This is a genomic window from Natronomonas sp., from assembly GCF_046483325.1.
GTDB lineage: Archaea > Halobacteriota > Halobacteria > Halobacteriales > Haloarculaceae > Natronomonas.
This window is the reverse complement of record NZ_JAWODL010000016.1, coordinates 31,295-55,009: the sequence shown is the minus strand read 5'-3', so window position 1 is coordinate 55,009 and position 23,715 is coordinate 31,295. Positions and strand designations below refer to the sequence as shown.

The window sequence follows — 23,715 nt, the reverse complement described above, 5'->3', positions numbered from 1 at the left end:
TCTCCCGCCCTCACGCGTCCATCGCCGCTTCGAGCGTGAATCGACCCTCGTACAGCGCCGTCCCGACGACGACAGCGGACGCCCCGACCTCCCGGAGCGTCCGCACGTCGTCGAGCGTCGAGACGCCTCCGCTCGCGACGAACGGAATGTCGACCGCCTCGACGACGCGTTCGACCGGCTCGCGTCGGATCCCCTCGAGTTGGCCTTCGACGTCCACGTCGGTAAAGAGGATCGCCCCCGCACCTTCGTCCTCGTAGCGCGCGGCGGCCTCGGCGGGGTCGAGTCCAGTCCCCTCGGTCCATCCCGAGACGACGACCTCGCCCCCCTTCGCGTCGAGGCTCACCATCACGGTTCCCGGGTGCGTCTCGCTGATTTCGGCGACGATCTCAGGGTGCTCGACGGCCGCCGTCCCGAGGATGACGCGGTCGACGCCCGCATCTACAATTTCGATCGCGTCGTCGGCGGTTCGAATGCCTCCCCCGAGTTGGAGATCGACGTCGACCGACTCGACGATCGCCTCGACGGCGGCGGCGTTCGCCCGCTCGCCCTCGAAGGCCCCGTCGAGGTCGACGAGATGGAGGGTGTTCGCACCCGCTTCGACCCACCGCTCGGCCGCCTCGACCGGATCGCCGTACGCCTTACCGGTCCCGCGCTCGCCGCCGACGAGCTGGACGACCTGCCCGTCCTGCACGTCGACCGCCGGGACGACTTCGAATGAGGGAAACACAGCTACGCGGGCGCGCCGAGGGAACAAAAGCGTACCCGTCGGTCGCGGCGGTCTCGGCTCGCCTCGGCGTTCCATCGTACGCCCACACGAACCGGACAACCGTGTGTGTCTGTCCGCATCCCCGGAAATAACAGCAAGGTTCAACATACCCGAGCGTGAAACTTCGTAGTGATGCCCACTGTAGAATACCTCAATTACGAAGTGCTGGACGACAACGGCTGGGACATGGACGACGACGACCTCTTCGAGAACGCCGCCGACGCCGGGCTCGATGGCGAGGATTACGGCTCTCTCGACGTCGCTGAAGGCGAGTACATTCTGGAAGCCGCCGAAGCGCAGGGCTACGATTGGCCGTTCTCGTGCCGCGCCGGTGCGTGTGCGAACTGCGCCGCCATCGTCAAAGAGGGCGAGATCGACATGGACATGCAGCAGATTCTCTCCGACGAGGAAGTCGAAGAGAAGATGGTCCGACTGACGTGCATCGGAAGCCCCGCCGCCGATGAGGTCAGGATCGTCTACAACGCGAAACACCTCGATTACCTGCAGAACCGCGTCATCTAATTGGCGGCGTGAAACGTGCGTTTCACAGACGCACCGTCTTCCGGGTACTGTCGTACGATGTCCACCGGACATTCTCCACGATAAGGCGCTCTAGTGACGGTTCTGTGTCCGAATTGGGACTGCGAACAGAATCACAGCCAGTTCCTGCTGACGTATTCGAGGACGATGTCGGACTGGTCGAGATACTGTGACATTTCGTGAACTGCGTCTCCAACCTCGCGCGTAGACAGGGTCTGGTCCCGCTGAAAGAGAACGTCAGCGGTGTCCTTGACGTCTAGTTCGGTGAAGAAATCGTCGTCCTGCGTGAGAATCAGACGACCGTGTTCGCGGGCGTACTGGGCGATCGACTCGTCTTCACTCCCGAGTCCGAGCTCTGTGACATCGTCGAGACGCTCGACATCGTGGCCGAGTTTTCGCAGGTAGTTAATCGTCGCTCGCTCGACGTTCTCGTCGGTGAGGATTCGGTACGCCATCAGTCGCGGACGTCGTCAGGGTCGGTGGTCAGGTGCTCGTGATCCTCGACTACCGACTCGCGCTGGCGTTCGACGGCGCGCATCTCTCCCGGGTGATCGTGGTAGTACGTGAGCGCTCGATAGACATCGGCCACGTCGATGTCGTGACGGTCGGCGACGGTCCGCGGTTCGAGGCCGCGGTCCTCGACCTGCGTCTTGATGAACTGAACGGTGATCCGTCGGCCTTCGAGATGTGGCTCGTCGTGTAGTTCCCGCACGATCCGCCTCGTCACTTGGCTCATACGATTTCTATGCCACCATCGTACTTGAACACCCGGTTCGGGAAGGATCGTCCAGTGTTCGGGATGGAGACACGACTGCGATCAGTCCCGCATCATCTGAGGATCGACGCGACGCGTTCGACGTCTCCGCGGCTTCCGGACGCATCGACTATTCGTTTGCGCTTTTCTCTCCGCGCTTTCCGTGTGAGCACCGACGTAGCGCCGCCGATCGCTTCGAAAGCGGTGGTACTCGGGTTGGTCTGTCTACCCTTCGGTTCAGCGGGATTCGAAAGGGGCAATGAATACGACCACCTGCCGCGGATCGGCCGGTCGAGCCGCTCTATCCGAACTTACCGGTGATGTAGTCCTCGACGCGGCTGTCGCTCGGGTTCTCGAAGATCGTCGCGGTGTCGTCGAACTCGACGAGTTCGCCGCCGGTGAGAAAGACCGCGGTCTTATCGGAGATGCGCGCGGCCTGCTGCATGTTGTGGGTGACGATGACGACGGTGTACTCCTCGACGAGGTCGTCGATGAGATCCTCGATCTTCGAGGCGGCGACCGGGTCGAGCGCCGACGTGGGCTCGTCCATGAGGATGACTTCCGGGTCGGGGGCGATCGCCCGGGCGATGCAGAGTCGCTGTTGTTGGCCACCGGAGAGATCCAGTCCCGACGAGTCCAGTTGGTCTTTCACCTCGTCCCACAGCGCCGCCCTGCGGAGCGACTTCTCGACGCGCTCATCTAAGTTTTCGGTATCGCCCTGTAATCGAAGCCCGTAGGCGACGTTGTCGTAGATGCTCTTCGGGAACGGGTTCGGAGCCTGAAAAACAATCCCGATACGGCGGCGGAGAGCGACTGGATCAACGTCGTCGTCGTAGACGTTCTTTTCTTCAAAATGGAGTTCACCACTGACGTGGGCGGTGTCGATGAGATCATTCATTCGGTTGATACACCGAAGGAACGTCGACTTGCCGCAACCGGACGGACCAACCATCGCAGTCACTCGATTTTTCGGGATATTCATTGTGACATCACTGAGTGCCCGGTCATCGCCGTAGTGAACGGTGACGCCCTGCGCCCGTATGACTGGCTCGGTACCCGCGGTCTCGTCCGAGAGTCGACCTGCGTCGAGCACTTCTCTTCCCGGGCTCGGGGAAATCAGAACATCGTCTGAACTGCTCGACTCAGTATCGGACGCGTCTATTGAATCTTGTGGCATGATTATTGTCTCCGTTGGTATTTATTCCGGATGATGATCGCGGCTGCGTTCATCCCGAGAAGCACGACGAGAAGGGTAACGACGCCGGCAGCCATGACGCCGTATCTGAAATCCGCTTGTGGGTAATTGACAACCCACGAATGGATCTGCTTCGGCATCGCGCTAAAGCTCGAAAAGATTCCATCCGGCGATCGATAGATTGTGGTCGCAGCGCCGATGAGGATCAGCGGCGCGGTTTCGCCGATCGCCCGGCCAAGCGCAAGGATTGTGCCGGTCAGGATTCCCGGCATCGCTTCCGGAAGTACGACGTTTTTCGTCGTCTGCCATCTCGTTGCACCCATCCCGTAGGACGCTTGGCGCATTGAGTCCGGAACCGCTCGAATCGCCTCCTGTGCGGAAATAATAATGATCGGTAATATCAACAGTCCGACGGTGAACCCACCGACAATAACCGTTCCGAGCGGAAGGCCGATCGCCCGAACGATAAGCGCTAATCCCAGCATACCGTATACGACAGAAGGAACGCCAGCTAGGTTTCCGATGTTGATCTTAATCAGACGAACGAACTTACCGAGCCAGCCGGTGCTCGGTGCATATTCTTCAAGATAAATCGCCGCACCGACCCCCACGGGAAACGCCGAGACGGCGATGACGAGGATCATGAGGACGGACCCCACGAGCGCGGGATAGATTCCCGCATCGACTGCCGTTCGAGAGTGGACCGAGGTTAGAAAGTCCCAATCGAGCCACGCGTTCGGAGGTGTGAAGCCTAACGTTTCGGTTAGGACAATTCCGACCGCTAATGCTCCGATAACCACAACGGGCAATGCGAGTCCAATGAGCGATTTCGAATCGCGGATCGAGACCCCGTAGAGGTACTGACCAATCGGCACAGCGGTCGCAAGAAAGACGACGACCGCCGCGTTCGCGTTCCAGCCGATCGTAGCAGCCAGCGCACCAACCGCCGCTGCTGCGATGACGACGGTTCCGATCACGGGCGTCCACGGCGTTTCGGTTTTGCGGTACGAACCGATACGGGGTGCGAATATGGCTCCCGCAATCGGGCCAAGCGTTACCGCGAGCGCGGCCCATTCGGTGGGAATAAACGGCGCGCCCAGGATGAACTCCCAAAGCGGCGACAACAGTTTCGGGACGCCCAGTTGGGGAATCGCCGGAACGCCGGTGACGGTCACTATCGCGATCGCGACGAAGACCGCCGCCTGTTCGACGATGTTCATTCGAGGCCGCTTTTTCAGATATGCGTAGAACGCACCTATCCCGATCGTGGTGGAAACCGATACCGCAAACCACGAGATCGGTCCGTACACGTTGACGAGGACGATCACGAGTCCAGCTGCGACGAACAGTCCGCCGATCAGCATGCTGAGGGTGTTTTGCCCAACCGCTTGTGCGGGCGGATTTTTCCGCCCGAGATACAGCCAGGTTACCACGGACGGGATAACGAAGGCGAATAGGTACGTCAAATGCCACATCGGATCGGCCGTAAACGGCCGGAAAGCGTCGATCGAAACGTAGACCAGGAGAACCGCGACCATGAGGATGCCGAACAGTGTTGCGAAGAACGTACCGTATTCAAATATTACGCCGCGTACCCGGCTGACGCTCGACCCCTCGCCCCACCAACTCGTTTTGTCTTCTGTCGCCATCTACATCCCCTCCATTTCATTCGCTCTCGTCATCGGATGACGGTTCATTGATACTCTTCCCGGAAGCGATTCGCAATTATATCGCTCGCCAAATTCATCAGGAACGTCATGGTAAATAGAGTCAATCCGATCGCAAAGAGAGAATAAAACGCCGTCGTTCCGCCCGCGAGGTCGCTAAGCCCGAGATTGATTATCGCGGCGGTCATCGTTGATCCTGAATTCGAGGCAATATAGGCGATCTCTGCGGGGAGGTCAGCGATGTTCTCCGGCGCGAACATACGAGCACGCATTCCCATCGCGACAGTAACGATCATCGTTTCGCCGATCGCTCGCGAGAGCGCGAGAATGAACGACGCAAAGATTCCAGAGACGGCTGCAGGGATCACGATTCCGGTCGACACTTCGAACTTCGTCGCGCCCATACCATATCCCGCCTCTCGCAGCGAGTCGGGGACAGAACTCATCGCATCCTCCGAGAGACTCGATACCATCGGGATGATCATGATCCCGACCATGATCGATGCGCTGAGAACGTTGAACGTGCTGAGTTCAATCCCGACGACCTCCAGCGCGGGCGTGATATAAACGAGCGCGAAGTAACCGTACACGACCGTCGGGATCCCGGCGAGTACTTCGAGCGCTGGTTTGAGAACCGAGCGGGTTCGATCGCTGGCGTACTCGCTCAAATATACTGCCGCAGACACGCCGATCGGCATGGCGATCGCAGCAGCGATAACGGTAACGGCGAGCGTCCCCGTGACGAGGGGAAGGACTCCGAACTCGATCGGATTGATCGATGGACTCCATCGCGTTCCAGTGAGAAACGCGATAATAGAATATTCACTGAAAAACCGGAGCGCGTCAAAAAGCAACGTCCCAATTATCGCGAGCGTTATTAGGACTGATAACGACGCGCATAAAAAGAACACCGTCCCATAGACCCGCTCTCTGGTCGAACGGATCTCGGTTCCGGTCAGCTCCGGGGATGAGTCGAAGGCCATGATGTATGGAATCTTCCGTTTACAAAAATAGATGTGGGTTTCGATTCAGTTGACTGCTTCGTCGATCTTCGAGACGTTTTCGGATTGGAGTTCGTCGCTGGCAGGGACGTAGCCGATATCCGAAATCAATGACGTGTTGACCCGGTCCATATAGAACCGCAGGAACTCTTCAACCTGCGGCTTTTCTTGAAGATACTCCTCGTTTACGTAGATGAAAAGCGGCCGTGACATCGGGTAACTACCATCGGCGGCCTCTTCGAGTCCCGGCGGCGTGCAACCGTTCCCGCCGTCGACTTCGAGGCCTTTGATTGTGTCCTGGCTTTCTTGATAGTACGCGTAGCCGAAAAAGCCCATCGCGTACTCGTTGCCCTGGATGAGCTGGACGATCGTGTTGTCGTCTTCGGTCGGCTCGTAGTCGCTGCGGATCGATCCCGACTCGCCGATGATGTTCTCGGTGAACCAGTCGAACGTACCGGAGGTGTCGGCGGGACCGCCCAACTCGAACTCCTCGTCGGGCCAGTCGGGATCGACGTCCGCCCACGTCTCCGCGCCGTCCGGTTGCCAGATCTCGGCCATCTGCTCGACGGTCATGCAGTCGACCCAGTCGGCCTCGTTGTTGACCGCCATGGTGAGCGCGTCGCCACCGACTTGGAACTCGATCGGTTCGACACCGTTCTCGCGGCACTTTTCGAGCTCCTCGTCCTTGATCGGGCGCGATGCTCCGTTGATGTCGGAGTCGCCGAGCGAAAAGAAGTTCTCGAACCCGCCGCCGGACCCCGTCGACTCCAGCGAAATGTTGACCTCCGCATACTCCGCCTGGAACTCTTCAGCCATCGCTTCGTTTATTGGGAACACCGTACTGCTCCCAGTGATACTGAGCTCTCCGGAAATCTCGGACCCGCCATTACCGTTTCCGTTACCGTTGCCGCCACCGTTGCCGCCACCGTTACCGCCACCGTTACCGCCACCGTTGCCGCCACCGTTGCCGCCACCGTTGCCGTTACCGTTCCCTTCGTTCTCCGTACAGCCGGCGATGGCCGCGCCACTGAGGGCCGCGCTGGCGAGGAGAAATTGCCGGCGGCTGCTTCTGTTCGAGGCTCCGTCGCGATCGGGTGTCCTTTCGGGCATCAAGCGGGGAAAGCAGAGGGGAACATAAGAACGATGCTATGATAACTATATATTTCACTATATTTCTATAGTGTCCTCGGCGTCCGAGCAGATCCACCACGACCGACGTTTTCAAACTAGCTCACCCCCGTGAACGACTGCGGTTTGCTGCGCGTATGAGCAGTGATGTCATATGGACGTGTGAGCGTTCGCCCCCCTTTCGCGCAGCACACCGAACCTATCTCTCGCCGATGGCCGAATCTATATATTTTTGGGGTCGAACGGACGTGCGGTTGATCGCCGTCTGGCCGGCACGAGCGGAGCGCCGCTGCCCGTCACCGCCGGTACGGCGACAACGCTGATTCTGCTCGTTTCCGTCCCACGGATATCAACGGGTCGCGGTCAGCGCCCGAACAGGTCGTCGACGGCCGCTTCGGCGGCTTCGACGGCTTCCTGCGCGACTTCTTCGGGGTCGGGATCGTCGGGCGCGTTGAGATACACGTCGACCTCCAACACCCCGTCTTCGAACCGGACGGTCACGTCCAGATCCGTCACCTCGGACTGTTTGTACCGCGAGAGGACGACCCCCTCCGCGGCGTCGGAGGCGGCCTCGACGACCGCCTCGTCGGTCGGCTCCGACTCGCGCGTCTCGGACATCTCCGTCACGTCCTCACGCGCCGCCGGCACCGGGACCGCCCGGTCCCATCGGGCTGCCGCCGGGGCCGCCCGCGCCGCCCTGCAGCATCTGCTGGAGCTCCTCTTGGAGGCTCTCGAACTGCGTTCGGACGCGCTCTTCTTGTTTTTTGAGCGTCCCGACGCGGACTTCGAGGCTGTCGACTTTCTCTTCGAGATCCTCGTAGGCCTCGTCGTAGTCGGTCTCGATGAGGAGTTCGCCGACTTCGCGGTACATCTCGGTCTCGCCCTCGATACCGTCGAGGGTTTCGAGGGCCGTCTTCGACGACTGCAACTGGCTCTCTGCCTGCTGTTTTTGCTGTGCGACCTGCTGTGCGGTCTCCTGAAGGTCCTGAAGCTCCTCGATTTTCTCCTGGGCTTCCGGGGGAAGATTGCCTTGCATACCCGAACGTCGGTTTCACGACGGAAAAACCCCCACATTTCGATCGAGATCGCGACGCGATGGAGCTCCATACGTTGTACACCGCCCGCCACCGGATATCTGCCGTATCTACGGCTTACCGAGTCTACCGAGCACGAAATCGTCCGCTCTCGACGGCTGCTCCATGGCTTCCGTCACCGAGAGTAGCACGTCGGCCTCGGCCGACAACCCCGTGATACGGAGCCGATCGTTCGTGCGATCGTACTCGACGTGAGTCGCGCCCTCGATCTTCGGGAGATGGTTGTGTTCCAGCGTGAGTATCACCCTCCGAAACTCGTCGGAAGGGATCTCCTCGTTGGATTCGCTTTCTTCCCACGTGTAGATCTCCTCGGCGAGTTCGTCGATCGATACCGATCCGTTCGCGTGCTTCAGATAATACAGTGCGAACCGTCGCCGTTCCGAGCCGAACAGCGAGAAGATGTCGTCGATCGATTTCATCCTCTCCATCGCAGGTGCCGGTATACATAAAAATGGCGTATGTCGGAAAAAACCGGTTTGAACGTCCGAATACCCGCTTCAAAAATTAGTTTGTAAGAGAATATAACGGTATTCGACCGGTAGTCCCCCGCGGCCGCGATCCCGCCAGGGTCGATCCGAACGGTACCGATTCCCATTTAACAGCGGCGAGTAATTGTCCCGGTATGAGCAGGTTCGCCGAGGTCGACGACCAGTACGACCCCCACGAGGTCGAGGATCGGATCTTCGAGTACTGGGACGACGTCGACGCCTACGAGCAAACGAAACGCCACCGCGCCGACGGCGAGAACTTCTTTTTCGTCGACGGCCCGCCGTACACCTCCGGTGCCGCGCACATGGGGACGACGTGGAACAAAACGCTGAAGGACGCCTACATCCGCTACAAGCGGATGTGCGGCTACGACGTGACAGACCGCCCCGGCTACGACATGCACGGGCTGCCGATCGAGACGAAAGTCGAGGAGCGCCTCGGCTTCGAGAACAAAAAGGACATCGAGGCCTTCGGCGAGGAGAACTTCATCGACGAGTGCAAGCAGTTCGCCGACGAGCAACTCGAGGGCCTCCAGAGCGACTTCAAGTCGTTCGGTGTCTGGATGGACTGGGACGACCCGTACAAGACGGTCGATCCCGAGTACATGGAGGCCGCATGGTGGGGTTTCTCGAAGGCGCACGACCGCGGTCTGGTCGAGCAGGGCAAACGCTCGATCAGCCAGTGTCCCCGGTGTGAGACCGCGATCGCGAACAACGAGGTCGAGTACGAACACGTCGACGACCCCTCGATCTACGTCAAGTTCGCGCTCGAAGATCGCGACGGCTACCTCGTCATCTGGACGACGACGCCGTGGACGATCCCGGCGAACACCTTCGTCGCGGTGGACCCCGAGGCGACCTACGTGGCCGTCGAAGCCACGCGAAACGGCGAGACGGAGGTCCTGTACCTGGAAGAATCCTGCGTCGAGGACGTGCTCGAACGCGGCGGCTACGACGAGAGCTACGCGATCCGCGAGGAACTGTCCGGCGAGGCGCTCGTCGGCCGGCGCTACGAACATCCCCTGCGCGAGGAGGTCCCGGACGCCCCCGACTTCGAGGGGGCCCTGGTGGTGTACGGTGCGGATTACGTCGAGGCCGACCGAACCGGGTTAGTCCACTCCGCACCCGGCCACGGTGAGGTCGACTTCGAGCGCGGGCAGGAACTCGGATTGGACGTCTTCTGTCCGGTCGGTCCCGACGGCGTCTTCGAGGACGCCGCGGGCGCGTACGCCGGCCAGTTCGTCAAAGAGGCCGACGACGAGATCATCGCCGACCTCGAGGAGAACGGCCTGCTGTTGGCCAGCGAGGAACACCACCACGACTACGGTCACTGCTGGCGCTGTGACACGCCCATCATCCAGATGGTCACCGACCAGTGGTTCATCACCGTCACGGACATCAAAGACGAGTTGCTCGCGAACGTCGACGACAGCGAGTGGTACCCCCAGGAGGCCCGCGACGTTCGGTTCAAGGACTTCATCCAGGATTCGCCGGACTGGAACGTTTCCAGACAGCGCTACTGGGGGATTCCGATCCCGATCTGGGTACCGGATAGCGAGGCTACTGCCTCGAACCATTCGAGCGGGCAACGCCCGCGAGAAGACGCAGCGGAGGGATGGAGCGGAGACGTCGCGGACGCCATCGTCGTCAGCACACGCGAGGAACTCGCCGACCGCGTCGATCAGGAGATCGACCCCGAGACGGTCGACATCCACAAGGACACCGTCGACGACCTCACGATCACCGAGGGCGGCGTCACCTACGCGCGCGTCCCCGACGTGTTCGACGTCTGGCTCGACTCTTCGGTCGCCACGTGGGGGACGATCGGCTACCCGAACAACGAGGACGCCTTCGAGGAGCTGTGGCCCGCCGACCTGATCATGGAGGCGCACGACCAGACTCGCGGGTGGTTCTGGTCCCAACTCGGGATGGGCAGCGCCGCGCTCGGTGAAGTGCCGTACAAGCGCGTGCTCATGCACGGGTGGGCGCTGGCCGAGGACGGCCGCAAGATGTCGAAATCGATCGGCAACATCGTCGCGCCGCAGGAGGCGATCGACCGTCACGGCGCCGATCCGATGCGGTTGTTCCTGCTCAGCCAGAACCCCCAGGCCGACGACATGCGATTCTCGTGGGACGAGATGGGCAACCGCGAGCGCGATCTGAACATCCTCTGGAACGTCTTCCGGTTCCCGCTGCCGTACATGCGACTCGACGACTTCGACCCCGAATCGGTCTCGATCGACGACGCCGACCTCGAAACCGTCGACGAGTGGATCCTCTCGCGGTTGCAGTCCGTCACGGCCGAAATGACCGACCACTGGGAGGCGTACCGACAGGACAAGGCGCTCGAGGAACTGCTCGGCTTCGTCGTCGAGGACGTCTCGCGGTTTTACATCCAGGTCGTCCGCGAGCGGATGTGGGACGAATCCGATTCGGCGAGCAAACGCGCCGCGTACGCGACGCTGTATCACGTTCTCGTCGAGACGACGAAACTGCTCGCACCCTACGCGCCGTTCGTCTCCGAGGAGATCTACGACACCTTGACCGGCGACTCGGGTCACCCGACGGTCCACATGTGCGAGTGGCCGGCCGTCGACGAGCGGTTCCACGACCCCGAACTCGAGACCGATATCGGGATCGTCGACGCCGTCGAGGAGGCCGGCTCGAACGCCCGCCAGCAGGCCGAACGGAAGCTCAGATGGCCCGTCACGCGGGTCGTCGTCGCCGCGGACGACGCCCGAACCGCCGAGGCGGTCGATCGCCACCGCGACCTGCTCTGTGATCGGCTCAACGCCCGGGAGATCGAGCTGATCGCCCCCGATGCGGACTGGGAGGAACTCTCCTACAGCGCCCGCGCGGACATGTCGATCCTCGGTCCGACCTTCGGCGACCAGGCCGGCGTAGTTATGAACGCGATCAACGCCGTCTCGGTCACCGACCCGACGATCGAGTCGCTGTCGGCGGCCGTCGCCGACGAACTCGGCCGCGAGGTCGAGTTGACCGAGGAGATGATCTCGTTCAACACCGAGACGCCCGAGGGCGTCGAGGGGACAGCCTTCGGCGTCGACGGCGAGGACTTGGGCGTCGTCTACGTCGACACGACGCTCACCGAGGACATCGAGAGCGAGGGATACGCCCGCGAGGTCGTCCGCCGGATTCAGGAGATGCGAAAGGAACTCGACCTCGACATCGAGGCCGAGATCCGAGTCGAGTTGGACGTTCGCGACGACCGCGTCGCCGCCCTCGTGGACGAGCACCGCGACCTCATCGCCGGTGAAGTCAGAGCGAGCGAGTTCGCCCCCGTCGAGGACGGACACGAACGCGTGTGGGACGTCGAGTCTGTGGACATATTCATTTCGATCGAACCAGTTGGCGATCAGTAATGAACCGTCCGACGGTCGTTCTCTTTTTCATCCTCGTCGGCTGTCTGGTAGGCTCGGCCCCGGTCGCCGGGCCGGCAGCCGCTACTGACGGGGCAGTCGAACTCGAAAACGCGCTGTCGCGGTCGACGACCGAGGGCGCTATCGACGTCGAGACGCGCCTGTCGATCCCCTCGTCGACCGCCGAACTCGAGATCACGCTCCCCGAAGGCGTCGAGCTGCTCGAGACCGACGGCTTCAGACGGGTTGGCGACCGGACCTACGAGTGGACGCAAGCGACGCGGACGCCCAGCGTGACCTACGAGTACGAGGGAACGGTGTATGGGTCCCGCGGCGATCGGGAGGGCCACTTCTTCGTCGCCGCCAACGAATGGGCACTCGTCCGGACGCCGGGGATCGACGTCTCGTGGCGCGGGACAGGCTCCGAACTCGATCGGACGAACACCGTCGACGGCGAGGGCGTCGCTAGCACGCACATGGCGTATCTCGGCCCCTACGACGAGTACACGGGCGCGGCCGCGGGTCAGGAGTTCCGCCTCGTCGTCCCCGAATCGGCCGAGTTGCGCGAGGACCCCGAGGAGATCGTCGCCGCGCTCGAGACCGCCGCAGAACGGCTCTCGATCGGAGAGCCGACCGACGAGGTATTGGTCGTCGCGGCCCCGACCGCCGAGCACGCGTGGGCCCCCGCCGGCCTCCAGCGCGGAAACGGCGGCGACATATGGGTCCGCGACGACGAACGGCTCGGGACGGACCGCGATACGTGGGTCCACGAGTACGTCCACACGCGCCAGCGCTACCGGACGACCGACAAAACCCGCTGGACGATCGAGGGGATAGCGGACTACTACGCCGCCCTCCTCCCCTACGAGGCCGGCGACATCTCCTACGAGAGGTTCCGAAACAAACTCGAGGAGGGGGCCGACAACGAGTACGAAGACATCCGCCTTGTCGAGCCCGAAACGTGGGCCGGAACCGACGCCGACTACGAGCGCGGCGCGCTCGTGTTCGCGTACCTCGACGGACGGCTTCGCGCGGACGCCGAAACCACGCTCGACGCCGTCGCCGCACGGGTCAACGACCCCGACTCGGAGCTGACACAGCGACGCTTTCTCGACGCGATCGAATCGGCCGGCGGCGACGAGATGGGGGCCGACGTCGAACGATACACCGAGACGACGGCGGTTCCGCCGGTCGCGACACAGCGAGAACGCGTCGACGCCTTCGGCGGTCCCGATATCAGGTACGCGATCGAGTCGATCACGATCTCGGGGCCGTACCGGACGGCGTCGGTCGACGATCCGCGCCTCGTCGTCGACGAAACCCTCGAAGTCGCGGTGGTTGCCGAAAACGTCGGCGACGACGCCGGTTCGTTCGAGGCCGAATTCCGCAGCGATGGCGATCTCGTCGCCTCCGAAACCGGGCGGCTCGAACCGGACGAATCGACGACGCTTCGCTTTTCGAATGCGTTCGACTCGCCCGGCAAGTACGAGATCGCAGCCGGCACCGAACGGCTGACGGTACCCGTCGAGGAACCGTCCGATATCGAGGTGGCGGGACTCGAGGCGGAGCCGACGACCGTCGCTCCCGGTGATCCCATCACGGTTCGAGCGACCGTCGCGTCAGCCGCGGATCGCCCCGGGGCCGGCGAGGTCGTTTTCGAAGCTGACGGGGGTCCCGTGGCGACCGAGTCGGTTCGAGTCGGTGAGGGAACGGCGACCGTCGAGACGACGATCGAGTTCGACGAGCCGGGGACCTACACCGTCTCCGCTGGCGGACGAACGGCGACTGTTACTGTCGAAGCTTCCGAGCCAACCGTCCCAGATCCCGCGGTGATCGACGACCAGTCCGGCTTCGGTCCGGCGGTCGCGGTCGTCGCGCTGTCGTTCGCCGCGACGCTCGGGGTTCGGCGCCGCTGATCTCCAGAGAGGATCGTTACAGCTTCTCGGCGATCACCGGTGCCACGCTGACCGACGAGACCGCGCGCTCGATCGTATCCGTGCCGTACACCGCGTTCACGCCGGCGTTCGCCAGTTTCGTCCGGGCGTTCGCGGCGAGCATGGGGTGGACGCAGGTGGCGAAGATGCGATTCGGCTCGGACAACTGCGCGATCGCCGTGCTCATGGTCGAGCCGGTCGCGATGATGTCGTCGATCAACACCACGTCACGGTCCGTCGTCGACGCGTCGCTCGGCTTAATTTCGACCTCCGTGTCGGAGTGACGAACCTTCTCGAAGTAATCGGCCTCGCCGCCACCGTAGGCGTCTCGAACCGTCTCGGCGAGTCCGATCGCCCCGGCGTCGGGCGACAAAAACAGGGGGTCCGAAAGGGCCGGAAGGGGGTCCGCCAGTCGACCGGCGGCGTCGACGCTCGCACACGGCACGTCGAAAAAGTCCGTGACCGCTTCCTCGTGGGGATTGACGGTGAGCACCCGATCGGTTCCGGTGGAGATCGCCCGCGCCATCGCCCGCGCGGAGACCGGTTGGCCGGGTTCGAACGCCTCGTCCTGTCTGCCGTAGCCCATGTACGGCAGGACGGTGATCACCTCGTCGGCCCGCTGTCCGGCGGCGTCCTGTAGCTGTAGCAACTCGACGTGCGCGTCCGAAGAGACCGTCGAGGCGACCACGATCGCCAGATCGTCGGTCTCCGGAACGCGAACCAGCGTCTCCCCGTCGGCGAACCAGTCGTACTCGACGGCGGACAGCGGCTCGCCGAGTTCGGCCGCGAGTTCCGCTGCGACCTCCTGTGATGTGGACCCCGGTATTATCATTGGCGGATCTGTGACCGCCGGGGGTAAACGCGTTTTCGTTCGAGACTCGTCGCTTCCTCGACGCTCGACTCAGCGCTCGCGAACGACGACGAACTCCGCGAGATCCTCCAGATAGCCGACTGCGGGTGAATCGCCGGGATCGGCCGCTGCCAGCGCCGACAGCGCCGCGTCCGATTCCCCGCGGGCGCGATCGTTGATCTCCTCGGGCGTTAAATCCGTGATCTGGACCAGCGAGGGGCGATCCATCGCCTCGTCGCGGCCGGCCGGCTTCCCGAGCGCGTCGGCGTCTGCCGTCGCGTCGAGCACGTCGTCGCGGATCTGAAAGGCGATCCCGACGCGTTCTGCGTACCCGCCGAAGGATTCGACCGTGTAGGTGTCCGCGTTCGCGGCGATCGCGCCGAGTTCGGCCGCGGCCCGAAACAGCGCCCCGGTCTTCCGGCGGGCGAGTTCCATGTATTCCTCCTCGGTCGTCGGCTCTGCGACGAGTTCGGTCGCCTCGCCCTCGCCGAGTTCGACCATCGCCTCGGCGACGGCTCGCATCGCCCGATCGTCGCTGCCGAACAGCGAAAACGCCTCCCCAAGCAGTCCGTCGCTCATCGCGATCGCCGGGCCGTGCCCGAACGCCGTCCAGGCGCTATCGACGCCGCGTCGGAGCGCCGATTCGTCGATGATGTCGTCGACGACGAGCGAGGCGTTGTGCACCAACTCGATCCCGACGGCGAAATCGAGGGCTTCGACGGCCGGCGTCGCTCCGTCGTGATCGCCGACGAGAGTGCCGGTCTCGTCGACGAGTCGGCCGCCCGCCGCCTCGAAGGCGAGCAGCGTCACCATCGGCCGGACGCGTTTGCCACCCGAAAGCGAGACGTGTTTTAGCCGGTCTCGCATCGCATCCGGCTCGGTGGCGTCGAGCACGACCGATAGCCGCGACTCGACAAGCGCCCGACGGCGCTCGAGATACTCCATGACCGCCTTAGGTGCGGTGCTCGGAAGTACGTGACGAATACGGGGGACGATTCGATCGGGATGGGTATAAATCGCCGGCCGACGTACCGCCCGTATGGACGTTCTCGGGGACGCGATCGCCCGCGATCGACGGTCCGACGCGACCGCGCTGTCGGCACCGGCCGTCGGCAGGGAGTACGATTACCGCCGGTTCTGTACGACCGCCTGGAAGGCGGGTAACTTCCTCAGACTGCTCGGCGTACGTGGCGGTGTCACCGTCGGGATCGCAGACGACCCGATTCCCGAACCGGTGTTGACGCTCTTCGGTGCGGCCGCGCTCGGGGCCGTCGTGCGCTTCGGTCCACCGGAGACGATCGACGACGGGACGCGTGCGCTGGTCGTACCCGCGGCGGCGGTCGACGACTACGAGGTCGGCCCGGCGACGAAACGGGTCGTCTATGGCGACCCGCCCGGCGATCCGACGATCTCGTACTTCGAACGCGACGTCTGGAGTGAGAATCCCACGGAACCGCCGGATCACGTCGATTCGGACGACCCGCTGCTCTGGACCTCCGGCGAAACCTACACGCACGGTGAGATTCTGGCGGCCGCACAGCGTGTCGTGGACGAAGCCGGCCTCGACGTCGATAGCACCGTCGCCGTGCGTGGCTCCTTCGCGGACCCGAGTGTCGTCGTCGCGGGGCTCATAGCGCCTATCGTGGCCGGTGCACAGGTCGTTATCGGACCGGAGGCTACCGGCGAGCGCGTGGTCGGCGGCGACGGAGAGGACATCGACGCCGTCGAAATCACGTAGCGGTCGGTAATTCTCGATCTGCAATAGAACGGTGCATCCCCACACCTGAAGCGCCCCCGGGGAACCGAGATCACCGCATACCCGGCCTCTCGCGGTAGAAGATTGCCCCCGATAGGACAAAAGAACGAACGCTATTATAATAGCCTGATATCGGTGCTCGTCCCGGTCGGCGGACTCGGATTTATTACGCTCGGGGCCACAACTGGATAGAAGGGAATCCATGTCATGACGGATCGGTCGGTCGAAGGCGTCGGGACGGTCCCCGAGCGGAAACTGTTCGTCGACGGTCCGGTCGTCGTCTTCAGGTGGCGAAACGAGGCCGGCTGGCCCGTCGAGTACGTCTCACCGAACGTCGAGCGACTCTTCGGCTATTCGGCGGCCGAACTCTACGACGGCGATCCGCCGTACGCCGAGTTGGTCCACGACGACGACCTCGACCGGGTGATCCGCGAGGTCAGAGAGAGCGGCGACGCGGGCGCCGAGCGGTTCCACCACGAACCCTACCGGCTCGTGACGAGGGACGGTGCTGCACGCTGGGTGCTCGATTACACGACGATTCTCCGCGATGACGGCGCAATCACGGGCTATACGGGATACCTCGTCGACATCACGGAACGCAGAGCGAAGATCGAATACGCCAACGCTCTTAACGCGGTGATCCGGTCGCTTCACGAGGTGCTGATCGACGCCGACTCGCGGGCGGAGATATACGAGAACGTCTGCGATGCGCCCGTCGAACTCGATGGTTTCGCCGGCTGTTGGATCGGCACCGCCGATTCGTCGGCCGACGAATTGGCCGTGGCCGCGCGCGCTCGGGTTCCCGACGCCTACCTCGGCTCGATACCGCGTTCTCTCGACGAGGATTCACCGGTTCCGGCCGTTCGCGTCGGGGCGAACCGTTCCGATACCGGCGAACACTGCGTTTCCGACCAGGCCCCGGACGAGACGTGGCGCGAGGCGGCGCTCGCGAATGGATTCAGATCGGCCTTCGCCGTTCCGATCCGTCACCGCGAACTGCATTACGGCGTCCTGACCGTCTACGGAACCGGATCGGACACGTTCGATACCCGGATCCGAGAGATCCTGATGGAACTCGGTACGCTCGTCGGCTACGCCGTCACGGCCGTCGAGCGCCAGAACGCGCTCCACGGGGACGGCAGTCGGGATCTCGTCCTCGAGGTGGCGATCGACGACGACGATCCGCTCCGCTCGCTCGCGAGTCGATTGTCGAACACCGTTGACGTGCGAAGCGTGAGTCAGTGGAAGCAGGACGATCTGCTCCTGTACTGCCTACTACCGGACGTCGATCCCGAGCGAGCCGTCGATGCCGCGGACGCCGTCGGTGGGCTCGAATCGACCGAAGCCCTCTCGAACGGGGACGCGCCGATCTACGAGGTCTTCCCGGCCGAACCGTGCGTTGCATCGAAGGTGATCGCCCTCGGCGCACGACTTCAGTCGCTTCGAATCTCCGAGCGCACCTGCGAACTCGTCGTCTCCGTCCGCCGTGAGCGCGACCAACGGCGCTTCGTCGGACAGGTGGACGCGCTCTTCGGCGGCGCGGACCTGATCGCCGAGCGCGCCGCGACGCCGCCGGAGCCCATGCCGTGGACGGGCCTACTGGCGGACACGCTCACGGAGCGACAGCGAACCGTACTGAAGGCGGCCTACCACGCCGGCTACTTCGACGGGAACCGAAAGCTGACCGGGGCCGAGATCGCCGACGCGCTCGGAATCGCCCAGCCGACCTTCTCGGCGCACATGCGCGCCGCCCAGCGAAACCTCCTGTCGGCGATCTGGGACTGTCCGAACGAGTGATCGCGACGAGCGTCCCGTCGCGCTCGCTCATAGGGATTATCGTAGCCAGTCGGAGGTTTCGACCCCCGCATTCGACACTGCGTCTCGATTCTTCGCGGGAACACCATGATCTCTTACGATAACCCCTATCAGTCCCCGACTTCGAGCCGAAGCCGCGCCCCACCTGATCCCGGTTCGAACCCCGAGAGGTCGGCGTGAGCGAAGACGTTCACCGGTGAGGCCGCCCGCGGCTTCTCTCCCGCGCTCGCGGGCGTCGGTCCCCAGAACAGACAGATCGCGTTCCCCTGCGGCCAGTAGGCGAGCGCGCCGGGCTCGACGTTCGAGCGCGTCGATTCCGCGGGCACGTCGACGCCGCTCATGACGTACAGCTCCTCGCCCCACCGGGTCGCGTTCCCCCCGATCGGCAACGACTCGGCGACGGCGGCTCGCGTATCCGGATTCTCCTCGGCCCACTCGGCGGTCAGTTCCTCGTCGCCGACGGTGACACGGAGGTCGCTCATATGTTCGTCCGACGGTGTTTTCAAGCGGTCAGTATATATTTTCGCCCCCCGGTTCACCATCTCGGTCCGGCGTCGTCCGCTGTCAGAAACGGTTTGTAGCCCCCGCCGCTACGGACGGGCGATGGCTACAGCGCGACAGATTGCCGCGACCGACGACGTGCCCGCGGAGACGACGCTCCTGTTCACGCTTCGGGAGGTCGAGTCGGGCGACGAACGGGAGGGGATCCTCGTCCGAACCGACGGCGACCTCCACGCGTGGTTCAACTACTGCCAACACTACACCCACATCAAGATCGACAAGGGTTCGGGGGCGGAGATGCGAGACGACGAACTCATCTGCGAGAACCACGGCGCGTACTTCGAGTCCGACACCGGTTTCTGTAACTTCGGCCCGTGTGAGGGCGCGTATCTGAACGGGATCGAGATCGAGATCGAGGACGGCGACGTGTATCTGGCCGAGGACGACTACGAGTTCGTCCGCGAGGGGCCGATCGAGGGTGATGACGCCGACCTGGAGTCGAAGTCGAACTACGAGTTCTGAGCGGTCGATCCGATATCCTCCTGCCGCAACTGTTAAGCCCGGCCTGCGTGCCCACCACGCATGGAACTCGAAGACAGGGCGCGGGCGCTCGAAGACCGACACGAGATCGAGCGGCTAAAATACGAGTACGCCCGCCGAATCGACGACGACGAGTTCGACGGCGTCGTCGAGTTGTTCGCCCCCGATGCGATCTACGCCCTCGAGGGCTGGGGGACGCACGAGGGCCGCGAGGAGATCGCGGCGTTCGTCGAGACGACGCTCGCGGACGCCTTCGAGTACACGGCGCACGTGATGCATCACCCGATGATCGACCTCGACGGCGACACCGCCCGCGGCGAGTGGTATCTCGAGATCCACTACGCGCTCGCCGACGGTGCCGCCGGCTGGCGACAGGGACGGTACTTCGACGAGTACGAGCGAGTCGACGGCGAGTGGCGGTTCTCGTCGGTGTCGCACACGATCTTCGCCAGACAGCGATTCGAGTACGAGCACGTCGAGGACGAGCGGTACGGCGAGATCATCGAGTACGGCGATCCCCGGTAGGTTCGCCGCTTTTTCGCCCCTCGCGTGCCGTCAGCGGTAACAGCGCGCTTCGACCAGTTCGTCGTATGCCGTCCGAAGCCGGTTCGTGATCGCCCCCCCGCCGACCACTGCCCCATCGGCTCGGCCGATCGGGCGCAGTTCCCACGTCGTGTTCGTGAGGAACGCCTCGTCGGCTTCTCGCAGGTCCGCCTGGCGATATCGCCCCGTCTCGACGGCTACGCCGACCGAGTCGGCCAGTTCGACGACGAGTCGGCGGGTGATGCCCGGCAGGATCGTCCCCGGCGCCGGCGTCTTCAGTGTGCCGTCGTCGACGAAGAACAGATTGCTCGTCGCGCCCTCGGCGAGGAAGCCGTCGGTATCGCGCATGACCACCTCTTCCGCCGTCGAACCCCGCAGTTCCAGCCTCGCGAGGATCCCGTTGAGATAGTTGTGCGTCTTCGCGTCGACGGGGACGGCGGCGTCGGGAATCCGTCGGGTGTCGACGGTTTCGACGGTCGCCGAACCGTCCCAGACCGGGTCGCCGTCGACGCCGCCTCTGGACAGCGATTTGACGTAGACGACGACCGTCGGGTCGACCTCGACGGACGGCGTCAGTTTCCCCGGTTGGACCCCCCGGCTGATCGACACGCGGACGTATGCGTCCCCGAGATCGTTCGCCGCGAGCGTCTCGTCGACGCGGGCTTTCAGATCGTCGGGGACCGCCTCTGCCATCCCGAGCGTCTCGCAGGTCGCGCCGAGCCGATCGAGGTGCCGATCCCACTCGAACACCGTCCCGCCGTAGGCGCGGCAGGTCTCGAAGGCGGCGTCGCCGTACCGAAAGCCGCGGTCGTCGACGTGGACTGTCGCCTCCGCCCGTTCGACCAACTCGCCGTCCAGGTGGTATATAAGCGACATGTTACGTTCGACAGCCCCGACAGAACGTCTCGATCATCCGTTCGCCCACGTCCGTGAGGATACTCTCGGGATGGAATTGAACGCCCTCGTGTGGTTTCTTGCGGTGACGAACGCCCATGAGGACGGCGCTGTCGTCCTCTGTTCGGGCCGTCTCGACCAGTTCCGCCGGCAGCGCGCCCGTCTCCGCGGCCAGAGAGTGATATCTGCCCACCTCGAAGCGCTCGGGGAGTCCCTCGAAGACGCCCGATCTGTCGTGGGTGACGGTCGAGGGTTTCCCGTGAACGACCTCGGAAGCGTGGCCGACCGGCACGCCGTGGGCCGCACAGAGCGCCTGATGGCCGAGACAGACGCCGAGTGTCGGGAACGATAGCGACTCGAAGATCGCGATCGAGACGCCCGCATCCGCCGGGTTTCCGGGACCGGGCGAGACGACGATCCCGTCCGGAGCGAGCCGTTCGATCCCCTCGACCGTGATCGAGTCGTTGCGCCGGACGACGACTTCGGCGTGGGTACCGACGTACTGGACGAGGTTGTAGACGAACGAGTCGTAGTTGTCGACGACGAGCACCGTCGGTCGGCTCATCGCGTCGCCTCCAGCGTGAACGCCGTCCTGTCTACGAGCGCGGCGTCGATCGCGTTGACGAGCGCCCGGCCCTTCGCGAGCGTCTCCTCGTACTCGCCGTCGGGATCTGAGTCGTGGACGATCCCCGCCCCGACTCGGAGATCGTAGCGATCCCCGTAGCGCACGAGCGTCCGGATGACGATGTTCAGCGTCGCCCGGTCGTCGAAGCCGAAGATACCGACGCTCCCGGTGTAGGGGCCGCGTCGCGTCAGTTCGACGTCGTCGATGATTGCCATCGTCTCGGGCTTCGGTGCGCCCGTGATCGTCCCGCCGGGGAACATCGCCCCGACGGCGTCCGCGACCGACCGGTCCGAACGTAGCCGTCCCTCGACGAGGCTCACCAGGTGCATCACCTCGGAGTAGCGGTCGATCCGGCGGTACTCCGCGACCTCGACGCTGCCGTACTCGCTCACCTTGCCGAGGTCGTTGCGTTCGAGATCGACCAACATCGCGTGCTCTGCGCGCTCTTTGTCGTCGGCCAGCAGTTCGGCTTCGAGTTCCCGGTCGGCCTCGGGTGTCTTCCCCCGCGGGCGGGTGCCGGCGATCGGTTCGGTCAGGAGCCGGTCGTCCTCGACGTCGAGGAGGAGTTCCGGACTCGCGCTGACGAGGTCGATGCCCGGAAATTCGAGGAGGGCGGAGTAAGGGGCCGGATTGACGCGGCGCAAAGCGGCGTAAGCCCCGACCGGATGGACGGCCGCCGGGGCCGACAGCCGCTGGGATACGTTCGCCTGGAACGTGTCGCCGTCGCGGATCGATTCTTGGACCGTCCGGACGCGGTCGGCGAAGTCCGCCCGTCCGCACTCGCTCTCGAAGGTCGCCCGCTCGCCCTCGGCCGGCGCGCGTCCGACGGACCGATCCCCGGCGACGATTCTGGCGACGAGTTCGCGGGCGTGCCCGAGCGCCCACTCGTAGGCTGCATCGACCGAATCGTGCTCGTCGAGTCGCGAACAGGCCGTGATTCGGAGTTCCGCCTCCTTCGTGTGTGGCGCCTTCCAGGCGACGATCCTGTCGTATTTCGCCAGTTGGAGTCGGGGAAGCCCGCGGTCGTCGTCGGTCCCGTTCGGGATCGCTTCGAGTTCCCGGGCGATGTCGTAGGAGAGCCAGCCGACGAGCCCGCAGGGATAGGGCGTCTCACAGTCGCCGCGCGCGAGCGTCTCGGCCTCCATTACGGCCTCGAGCGCCGCGAGTGACGGTGACGCCGATCCCGCCCGATCGCCGTCGTTTCTCCCGTCCATCCGGGAAACCGCGTCCGACGAGACCGTCACCCGTTCGATCGGGTCGGTCGCGAAGTAGCCCCAACCGGATTGGCCGCCGCTCGTCTCCAAGAAGGCGTCGCCGCCGTCACCGCGTCGAGCGCGGCGATACGCTTCGAAGGGATCCGCGACCTGAATTCGCAGTTCGACCGGCACCCGTGCGGTTTCGGCCGCGGCGGCGGCCACTGCACGGAACGCATCCCGGTCGGTGATCACCCGCATTGGTCTATCGGGGGAGGTCGAGGAATAATGCCTTTGCGGTCGGGGCGGTTATCCGAGCGGTCAGTGGCGATCCGTCCGGCGTTACTCGGCCGCGCTCTCCTGCCAGCGGATAATCCGCTTTTCGGAGATGTCCGTCGCATCGGCGACGGCGTCGGCGTCGGCGTCGGCGAGGTCGGCGACCGTTTCGACGCCGGTGGCGGCCAGCCGTTCGGCGTACGCCGGGCCGATCCCGCTGACTGTGTCGACGGGTTCATCGTCCGTTTCGTCGTCGACGGGTTCGTCGTCCGTTTCCTCGTCCTCGCCGTCCTCGTCCGGTTCGGCTTCCGCTTCGGCTTCTGCTTCGGTATCGGGTCCCTCGTCGTCGTCCTCCGATTCCGGTTCTTCGAGTTCGACCTCGGTTTCGGATTCGTCGTCCTCGTCGATCGACGCGTCCGGTTCGTCCGGTACCGGCCCGGCCGCCTCGGCGGGTTCGGCGGCCGGCGTGTCGGTCCCGCTGTGTTCGGTCACGCCTGCTCCGGCTTCGGCCGGCTCCGCGGCCGTCTCCGGCTCCGGCTCCGGCTCCGGCTCCTCGGTCATCGAATCCGTCGAGGCGGTCGCGTCGGTTCCCGCGGCCGCGGCCTCCTCGGCGTCCGCCGTCTCATCGTCGCCCCCTCGTTCACGCCCTACTGTGACGTTCGTCCCCTCCGAATCGTCGGAGCGGTCGAGACCCAGCATCGCTCGGATAATGTCGAAAACGCTCATACGTCTTAGATGCGGGGGCGTGTACTTAAAAACAATCGCCGAGCGAACG

General features: G+C 63.9%; 24 protein-coding genes. 7 read left to right on the top strand and 17 right to left on the bottom strand.

Going from position 1 to position 23,715, the window contains the following annotated elements; all coding sequences use genetic code 11:
* Nucleotides 1-10: 10 nt before the first annotated feature.
* Nucleotides 11-727, bottom strand: a complete 717-nt coding sequence (gene hisA, locus R6U53_RS05695; protein WP_410321397.1) for a 1-(5-phosphoribosyl)-5-[(5-phosphoribosylamino)methylideneamino]imidazole-4-carboxamide isomerase — start codon at nt 725-727, stop codon at nt 11-13.
* Nucleotides 728-898: 171 nt separating this feature from the next.
* Here hisA and fer point away from each other — a divergent pair, with 171 nt between their 5' ends.
* Nucleotides 899-1,288 (top strand): ferredoxin Fer, encoded by a 390-nt coding sequence (gene fer, locus R6U53_RS05690; protein WP_410321396.1) that lies wholly within the window; start codon nt 899-901, stop codon nt 1,286-1,288.
* 131 nt (nt 1,289-1,419) lie between these two features.
* Here fer and R6U53_RS05685 read toward each other — a convergent pair whose 3' ends face one another.
* The 9 genes from R6U53_RS05685 to R6U53_RS05645 all read right to left on the bottom strand — a co-directional run bounded on the left by R6U53_RS05685 (nt 1,420) and on the right by R6U53_RS05645 (nt 8,564).
* Nucleotides 1,420-1,761 (bottom strand): DUF5615 family PIN-like protein, encoded by a 342-nt coding sequence (locus tag R6U53_RS05685; RefSeq protein WP_410321395.1) that lies wholly within the window; start codon nt 1,759-1,761, stop codon nt 1,420-1,422.
* Entirely contained in the window at nt 1,761-2,042 is a 282-nt protein-coding gene (locus R6U53_RS05680; protein WP_410321394.1) for a DUF433 domain-containing protein, read from the bottom strand. The genes R6U53_RS05685 and R6U53_RS05680 overlap by 1 nt, the downstream gene beginning before the upstream one ends.
* A 319-nt stretch (nt 2,043-2,361) precedes the next feature.
* The gene (gene pstB, locus R6U53_RS05675; protein WP_410321393.1) at nt 2,362-3,237 is read right to left on the bottom strand and encodes a phosphate ABC transporter ATP-binding protein PstB; all 876 of its coding nucleotides are present in this window, start codon (nt 3,235-3,237) and stop codon (nt 2,362-2,364) included.
* Between the two features lie 2 nt (nt 3,238-3,239).
* A complete protein-coding gene (gene pstA / locus R6U53_RS05670) occupies nt 3,240-4,904 on the bottom strand; it encodes a phosphate ABC transporter permease PstA (RefSeq protein WP_410321392.1) in 1,665 nt (554 codons plus the stop codon).
* Nucleotides 4,905-4,948: 44 nt separating this feature from the next.
* A complete protein-coding gene (pstC, locus tag R6U53_RS05665) occupies nt 4,949-5,905 on the bottom strand; it encodes a phosphate ABC transporter permease subunit PstC (RefSeq protein ID WP_410321391.1) in 957 nt (318 codons plus the stop codon).
* A 45-nt stretch (nt 5,906-5,950) separates the two neighbouring features.
* The gene (locus R6U53_RS05660) at nt 5,951-7,033 is read right to left on the bottom strand and encodes a PstS family phosphate ABC transporter substrate-binding protein (RefSeq protein WP_410321390.1); all 1,083 of its coding nucleotides are present in this window, start codon (nt 7,031-7,033) and stop codon (nt 5,951-5,953) included.
* Nucleotides 7,034-7,414: 381 nt separating this feature from the next.
* Nucleotides 7,415-7,669: a DUF3194 domain-containing protein gene (locus R6U53_RS05655; protein WP_410321389.1), complete on the bottom strand. Its 255-nt coding sequence runs from the start codon at nt 7,667-7,669 to the stop codon at nt 7,415-7,417.
* A 13-nt stretch (nt 7,670-7,682) separates the two neighbouring features.
* Nucleotides 7,683-8,087 carry a prefoldin subunit beta gene (locus R6U53_RS05650; RefSeq protein WP_410321388.1) on the bottom strand — a complete coding sequence of 135 codons (405 nt, stop codon included), beginning with the start codon at nt 8,085-8,087 and terminating at the stop codon, nt 7,683-7,685.
* Nucleotides 8,088-8,195: 108 nt separating this feature from the next.
* On the bottom strand, nt 8,196-8,564 hold the full coding sequence (locus R6U53_RS05645) for a hypothetical protein (protein WP_410321387.1): 369 nt from the start codon (nt 8,562-8,564) through the stop codon (nt 8,196-8,198).
* A gap of 203 nt (nt 8,565-8,767) precedes the next feature.
* On the opposite strand from R6U53_RS05645, the gene ileS reads away from it, so the two are divergent.
* Both ileS and R6U53_RS05635 read left to right on the top strand, forming a co-directional pair.
* A complete protein-coding gene (gene ileS / locus R6U53_RS05640; protein WP_410321386.1) occupies nt 8,768-12,016 on the top strand; it encodes an isoleucine--tRNA ligase in 3,249 nt (1,082 codons plus the stop codon).
* Entirely contained in the window at nt 12,016-13,929 is a 1,914-nt protein-coding gene (locus tag R6U53_RS05635; protein ID WP_410321385.1) for a hypothetical protein, read from the top strand. Before ileS ends, R6U53_RS05635 begins: the two co-directional genes overlap by 1 nt.
* A gap of 16 nt (nt 13,930-13,945) precedes the next feature.
* On the opposite strand, the gene prs is transcribed toward R6U53_RS05635, so the two are convergent.
* Nucleotides 13,946-14,779: a ribose-phosphate diphosphokinase gene (gene prs, locus R6U53_RS05630; protein ID WP_410321384.1), complete on the bottom strand. Its 834-nt coding sequence runs from the start codon at nt 14,777-14,779 to the stop codon at nt 13,946-13,948.
* Nucleotides 14,780-14,848: 69 nt separating this feature from the next.
* Nucleotides 14,849-15,742: a polyprenyl synthetase family protein gene (locus R6U53_RS05625; protein WP_410321383.1), complete on the bottom strand. Its 894-nt coding sequence runs from the start codon at nt 15,740-15,742 to the stop codon at nt 14,849-14,851.
* Between the two features lie 94 nt (nt 15,743-15,836).
* Here R6U53_RS05625 and R6U53_RS05620 point away from each other — a divergent pair, with 94 nt between their 5' ends.
* Both R6U53_RS05620 and R6U53_RS05615 read left to right on the top strand, forming a co-directional pair.
* Nucleotides 15,837-16,535, top strand: a complete 699-nt coding sequence (locus tag R6U53_RS05620; RefSeq protein ID WP_410321382.1) for an AMP-binding protein — start codon at nt 15,837-15,839, stop codon at nt 16,533-16,535.
* A gap of 225 nt (nt 16,536-16,760) precedes the next feature.
* A complete protein-coding gene (locus tag R6U53_RS05615; protein WP_410321381.1) occupies nt 16,761-18,350 on the top strand; it encodes a bacterio-opsin activator domain-containing protein in 1,590 nt (529 codons plus the stop codon).
* Nucleotides 18,351-18,478: 128 nt separating this feature from the next.
* Here R6U53_RS05615 and R6U53_RS05610 read toward each other — a convergent pair whose 3' ends face one another.
* Nucleotides 18,479-18,850 (bottom strand): cyclophilin-like family protein, encoded by a 372-nt coding sequence (locus R6U53_RS05610; protein ID WP_410321380.1) that lies wholly within the window; start codon nt 18,848-18,850, stop codon nt 18,479-18,481.
* A gap of 121 nt (nt 18,851-18,971) precedes the next feature.
* Here R6U53_RS05610 and R6U53_RS05605 point away from each other — a divergent pair, with 121 nt between their 5' ends.
* Together R6U53_RS05605 and R6U53_RS05600 are read left to right on the top strand one after the other, a co-directional pair.
* A complete protein-coding gene (locus tag R6U53_RS05605) occupies nt 18,972-19,391 on the top strand; it encodes a Rieske (2Fe-2S) protein (protein ID WP_410321379.1) in 420 nt (139 codons plus the stop codon).
* Nucleotides 19,392-19,451: 60 nt separating this feature from the next.
* Nucleotides 19,452-19,934 (top strand): nuclear transport factor 2 family protein, encoded by a 483-nt coding sequence (locus tag R6U53_RS05600; protein ID WP_410321378.1) that lies wholly within the window; start codon nt 19,452-19,454, stop codon nt 19,932-19,934.
* 30 nt (nt 19,935-19,964) lie between these two features.
* Here R6U53_RS05600 and R6U53_RS05595 read toward each other — a convergent pair whose 3' ends face one another.
* The 4 genes from R6U53_RS05595 to R6U53_RS05580 all read right to left on the bottom strand — a co-directional run bounded on the left by R6U53_RS05595 (nt 19,965) and on the right by R6U53_RS05580 (nt 23,666).
* The gene (locus tag R6U53_RS05595) at nt 19,965-20,828 is read right to left on the bottom strand and encodes an aminotransferase class IV (RefSeq protein WP_410321377.1); all 864 of its coding nucleotides are present in this window, start codon (nt 20,826-20,828) and stop codon (nt 19,965-19,967) included.
* 1 nt (nt 20,829) lies between these two features.
* On the bottom strand, nt 20,830-21,411 hold the full coding sequence (locus R6U53_RS05590) for an anthranilate synthase component II (RefSeq protein WP_410321376.1): 582 nt from the start codon (nt 21,409-21,411) through the stop codon (nt 20,830-20,832).
* Nucleotides 21,408-22,925: an anthranilate synthase component I family protein gene (locus R6U53_RS05585; RefSeq protein WP_410321375.1), complete on the bottom strand. Its 1,518-nt coding sequence runs from the start codon at nt 22,923-22,925 to the stop codon at nt 21,408-21,410. The genes R6U53_RS05590 and R6U53_RS05585 overlap by 4 nt, the downstream gene beginning before the upstream one ends.
* Before the next feature lie 81 nt (nt 22,926-23,006).
* Complete coding sequence (locus R6U53_RS05580; RefSeq protein WP_410321374.1) at nt 23,007-23,666, bottom strand: helix-hairpin-helix domain-containing protein; 660 nt, start codon at nt 23,664-23,666, stop codon at nt 23,007-23,009.
* Nucleotides 23,667-23,715 lie beyond the last annotated feature (49 nt).

Bases quoted from the DNA above. Each gene is read 5' to 3' on its own strand.
- pstC (WP_410321391.1), bottom strand. From the start codon at position 5,905: ATGGCCTTCGACTCATCCCCGGAGCTGACCGGAACCGAGATCCGTTCG.
- R6U53_RS05635 (WP_410321385.1), top strand. From the start codon at position 12,016: ATGAACCGTCCGACGGTCGTTCTCTTTTTCATCCTCGTCGGCTGTCTG.
- R6U53_RS05615 (WP_410321381.1), top strand. From the start codon at position 16,761: ATGACGGATCGGTCGGTCGAAGGCGTCGGGACGGTCCCCGAGCGGAAA.
- R6U53_RS05595 (WP_410321377.1), bottom strand. From the start codon at position 20,828: ATGTCGCTTATATACCACCTGGACGGCGAGTTGGTCGAACGGGCGGAG.
- R6U53_RS05620 (WP_410321382.1), top strand. From the start codon at position 15,837: ATGGACGTTCTCGGGGACGCGATCGCCCGCGATCGACGGTCCGACGCG.
- R6U53_RS05685 (WP_410321395.1), bottom strand. From the start codon at position 1,761: ATGGCGTACCGAATCCTCACCGACGAGAACGTCGAGCGAGCGACGATT.
- prs (WP_410321384.1), bottom strand. From the start codon at position 14,779: ATGATAATACCGGGGTCCACATCACAGGAGGTCGCAGCGGAACTCGCG.
- R6U53_RS05645 (WP_410321387.1), bottom strand. From the start codon at position 8,564: ATGAAATCGATCGACGACATCTTCTCGCTGTTCGGCTCGGAACGGCGA.
- R6U53_RS05680 (WP_410321394.1), bottom strand. From the start codon at position 2,042: ATGAGCCAAGTGACGAGGCGGATCGTGCGGGAACTACACGACGAGCCA.
- ileS (WP_410321386.1), top strand. From the start codon at position 8,768: ATGAGCAGGTTCGCCGAGGTCGACGACCAGTACGACCCCCACGAGGTC.
- R6U53_RS05610 (WP_410321380.1), bottom strand. From the start codon at position 18,850: ATGAGCGACCTCCGTGTCACCGTCGGCGACGAGGAACTGACCGCCGAG.
- R6U53_RS05655 (WP_410321389.1), bottom strand. From the start codon at position 7,669: ATGTCCGAGACGCGCGAGTCGGAGCCGACCGACGAGGCGGTCGTCGAG.
- R6U53_RS05585 (WP_410321375.1), bottom strand. From the start codon at position 22,925: ATGCGGGTGATCACCGACCGGGATGCGTTCCGTGCAGTGGCCGCCGCC.
- R6U53_RS05625 (WP_410321383.1), bottom strand. From the start codon at position 15,742: ATGGAGTATCTCGAGCGCCGTCGGGCGCTTGTCGAGTCGCGGCTATCG.
- R6U53_RS05590 (WP_410321376.1), bottom strand. From the start codon at position 21,411: ATGAGCCGACCGACGGTGCTCGTCGTCGACAACTACGACTCGTTCGTC.
- pstB (WP_410321393.1), bottom strand. From the start codon at position 3,237: ATGCCACAAGATTCAATAGACGCGTCCGATACTGAGTCGAGCAGTTCA.
- pstA (WP_410321392.1), bottom strand. From the start codon at position 4,904: ATGGCGACAGAAGACAAAACGAGTTGGTGGGGCGAGGGGTCGAGCGTC.
- R6U53_RS05660 (WP_410321390.1), bottom strand. From the start codon at position 7,033: ATGCCCGAAAGGACACCCGATCGCGACGGAGCCTCGAACAGAAGCAGC.
- R6U53_RS05605 (WP_410321379.1), top strand. From the start codon at position 18,972: ATGGCTACAGCGCGACAGATTGCCGCGACCGACGACGTGCCCGCGGAG.
- R6U53_RS05650 (WP_410321388.1), bottom strand. From the start codon at position 8,087: ATGCAAGGCAATCTTCCCCCGGAAGCCCAGGAGAAAATCGAGGAGCTT.
- R6U53_RS05600 (WP_410321378.1), top strand. From the start codon at position 19,452: ATGGAACTCGAAGACAGGGCGCGGGCGCTCGAAGACCGACACGAGATC.
- R6U53_RS05580 (WP_410321374.1), bottom strand. From the start codon at position 23,666: ATGAGCGTTTTCGACATTATCCGAGCGATGCTGGGTCTCGACCGCTCC.
- fer (WP_410321396.1), top strand. From the start codon at position 899: ATGCCCACTGTAGAATACCTCAATTACGAAGTGCTGGACGACAACGGC.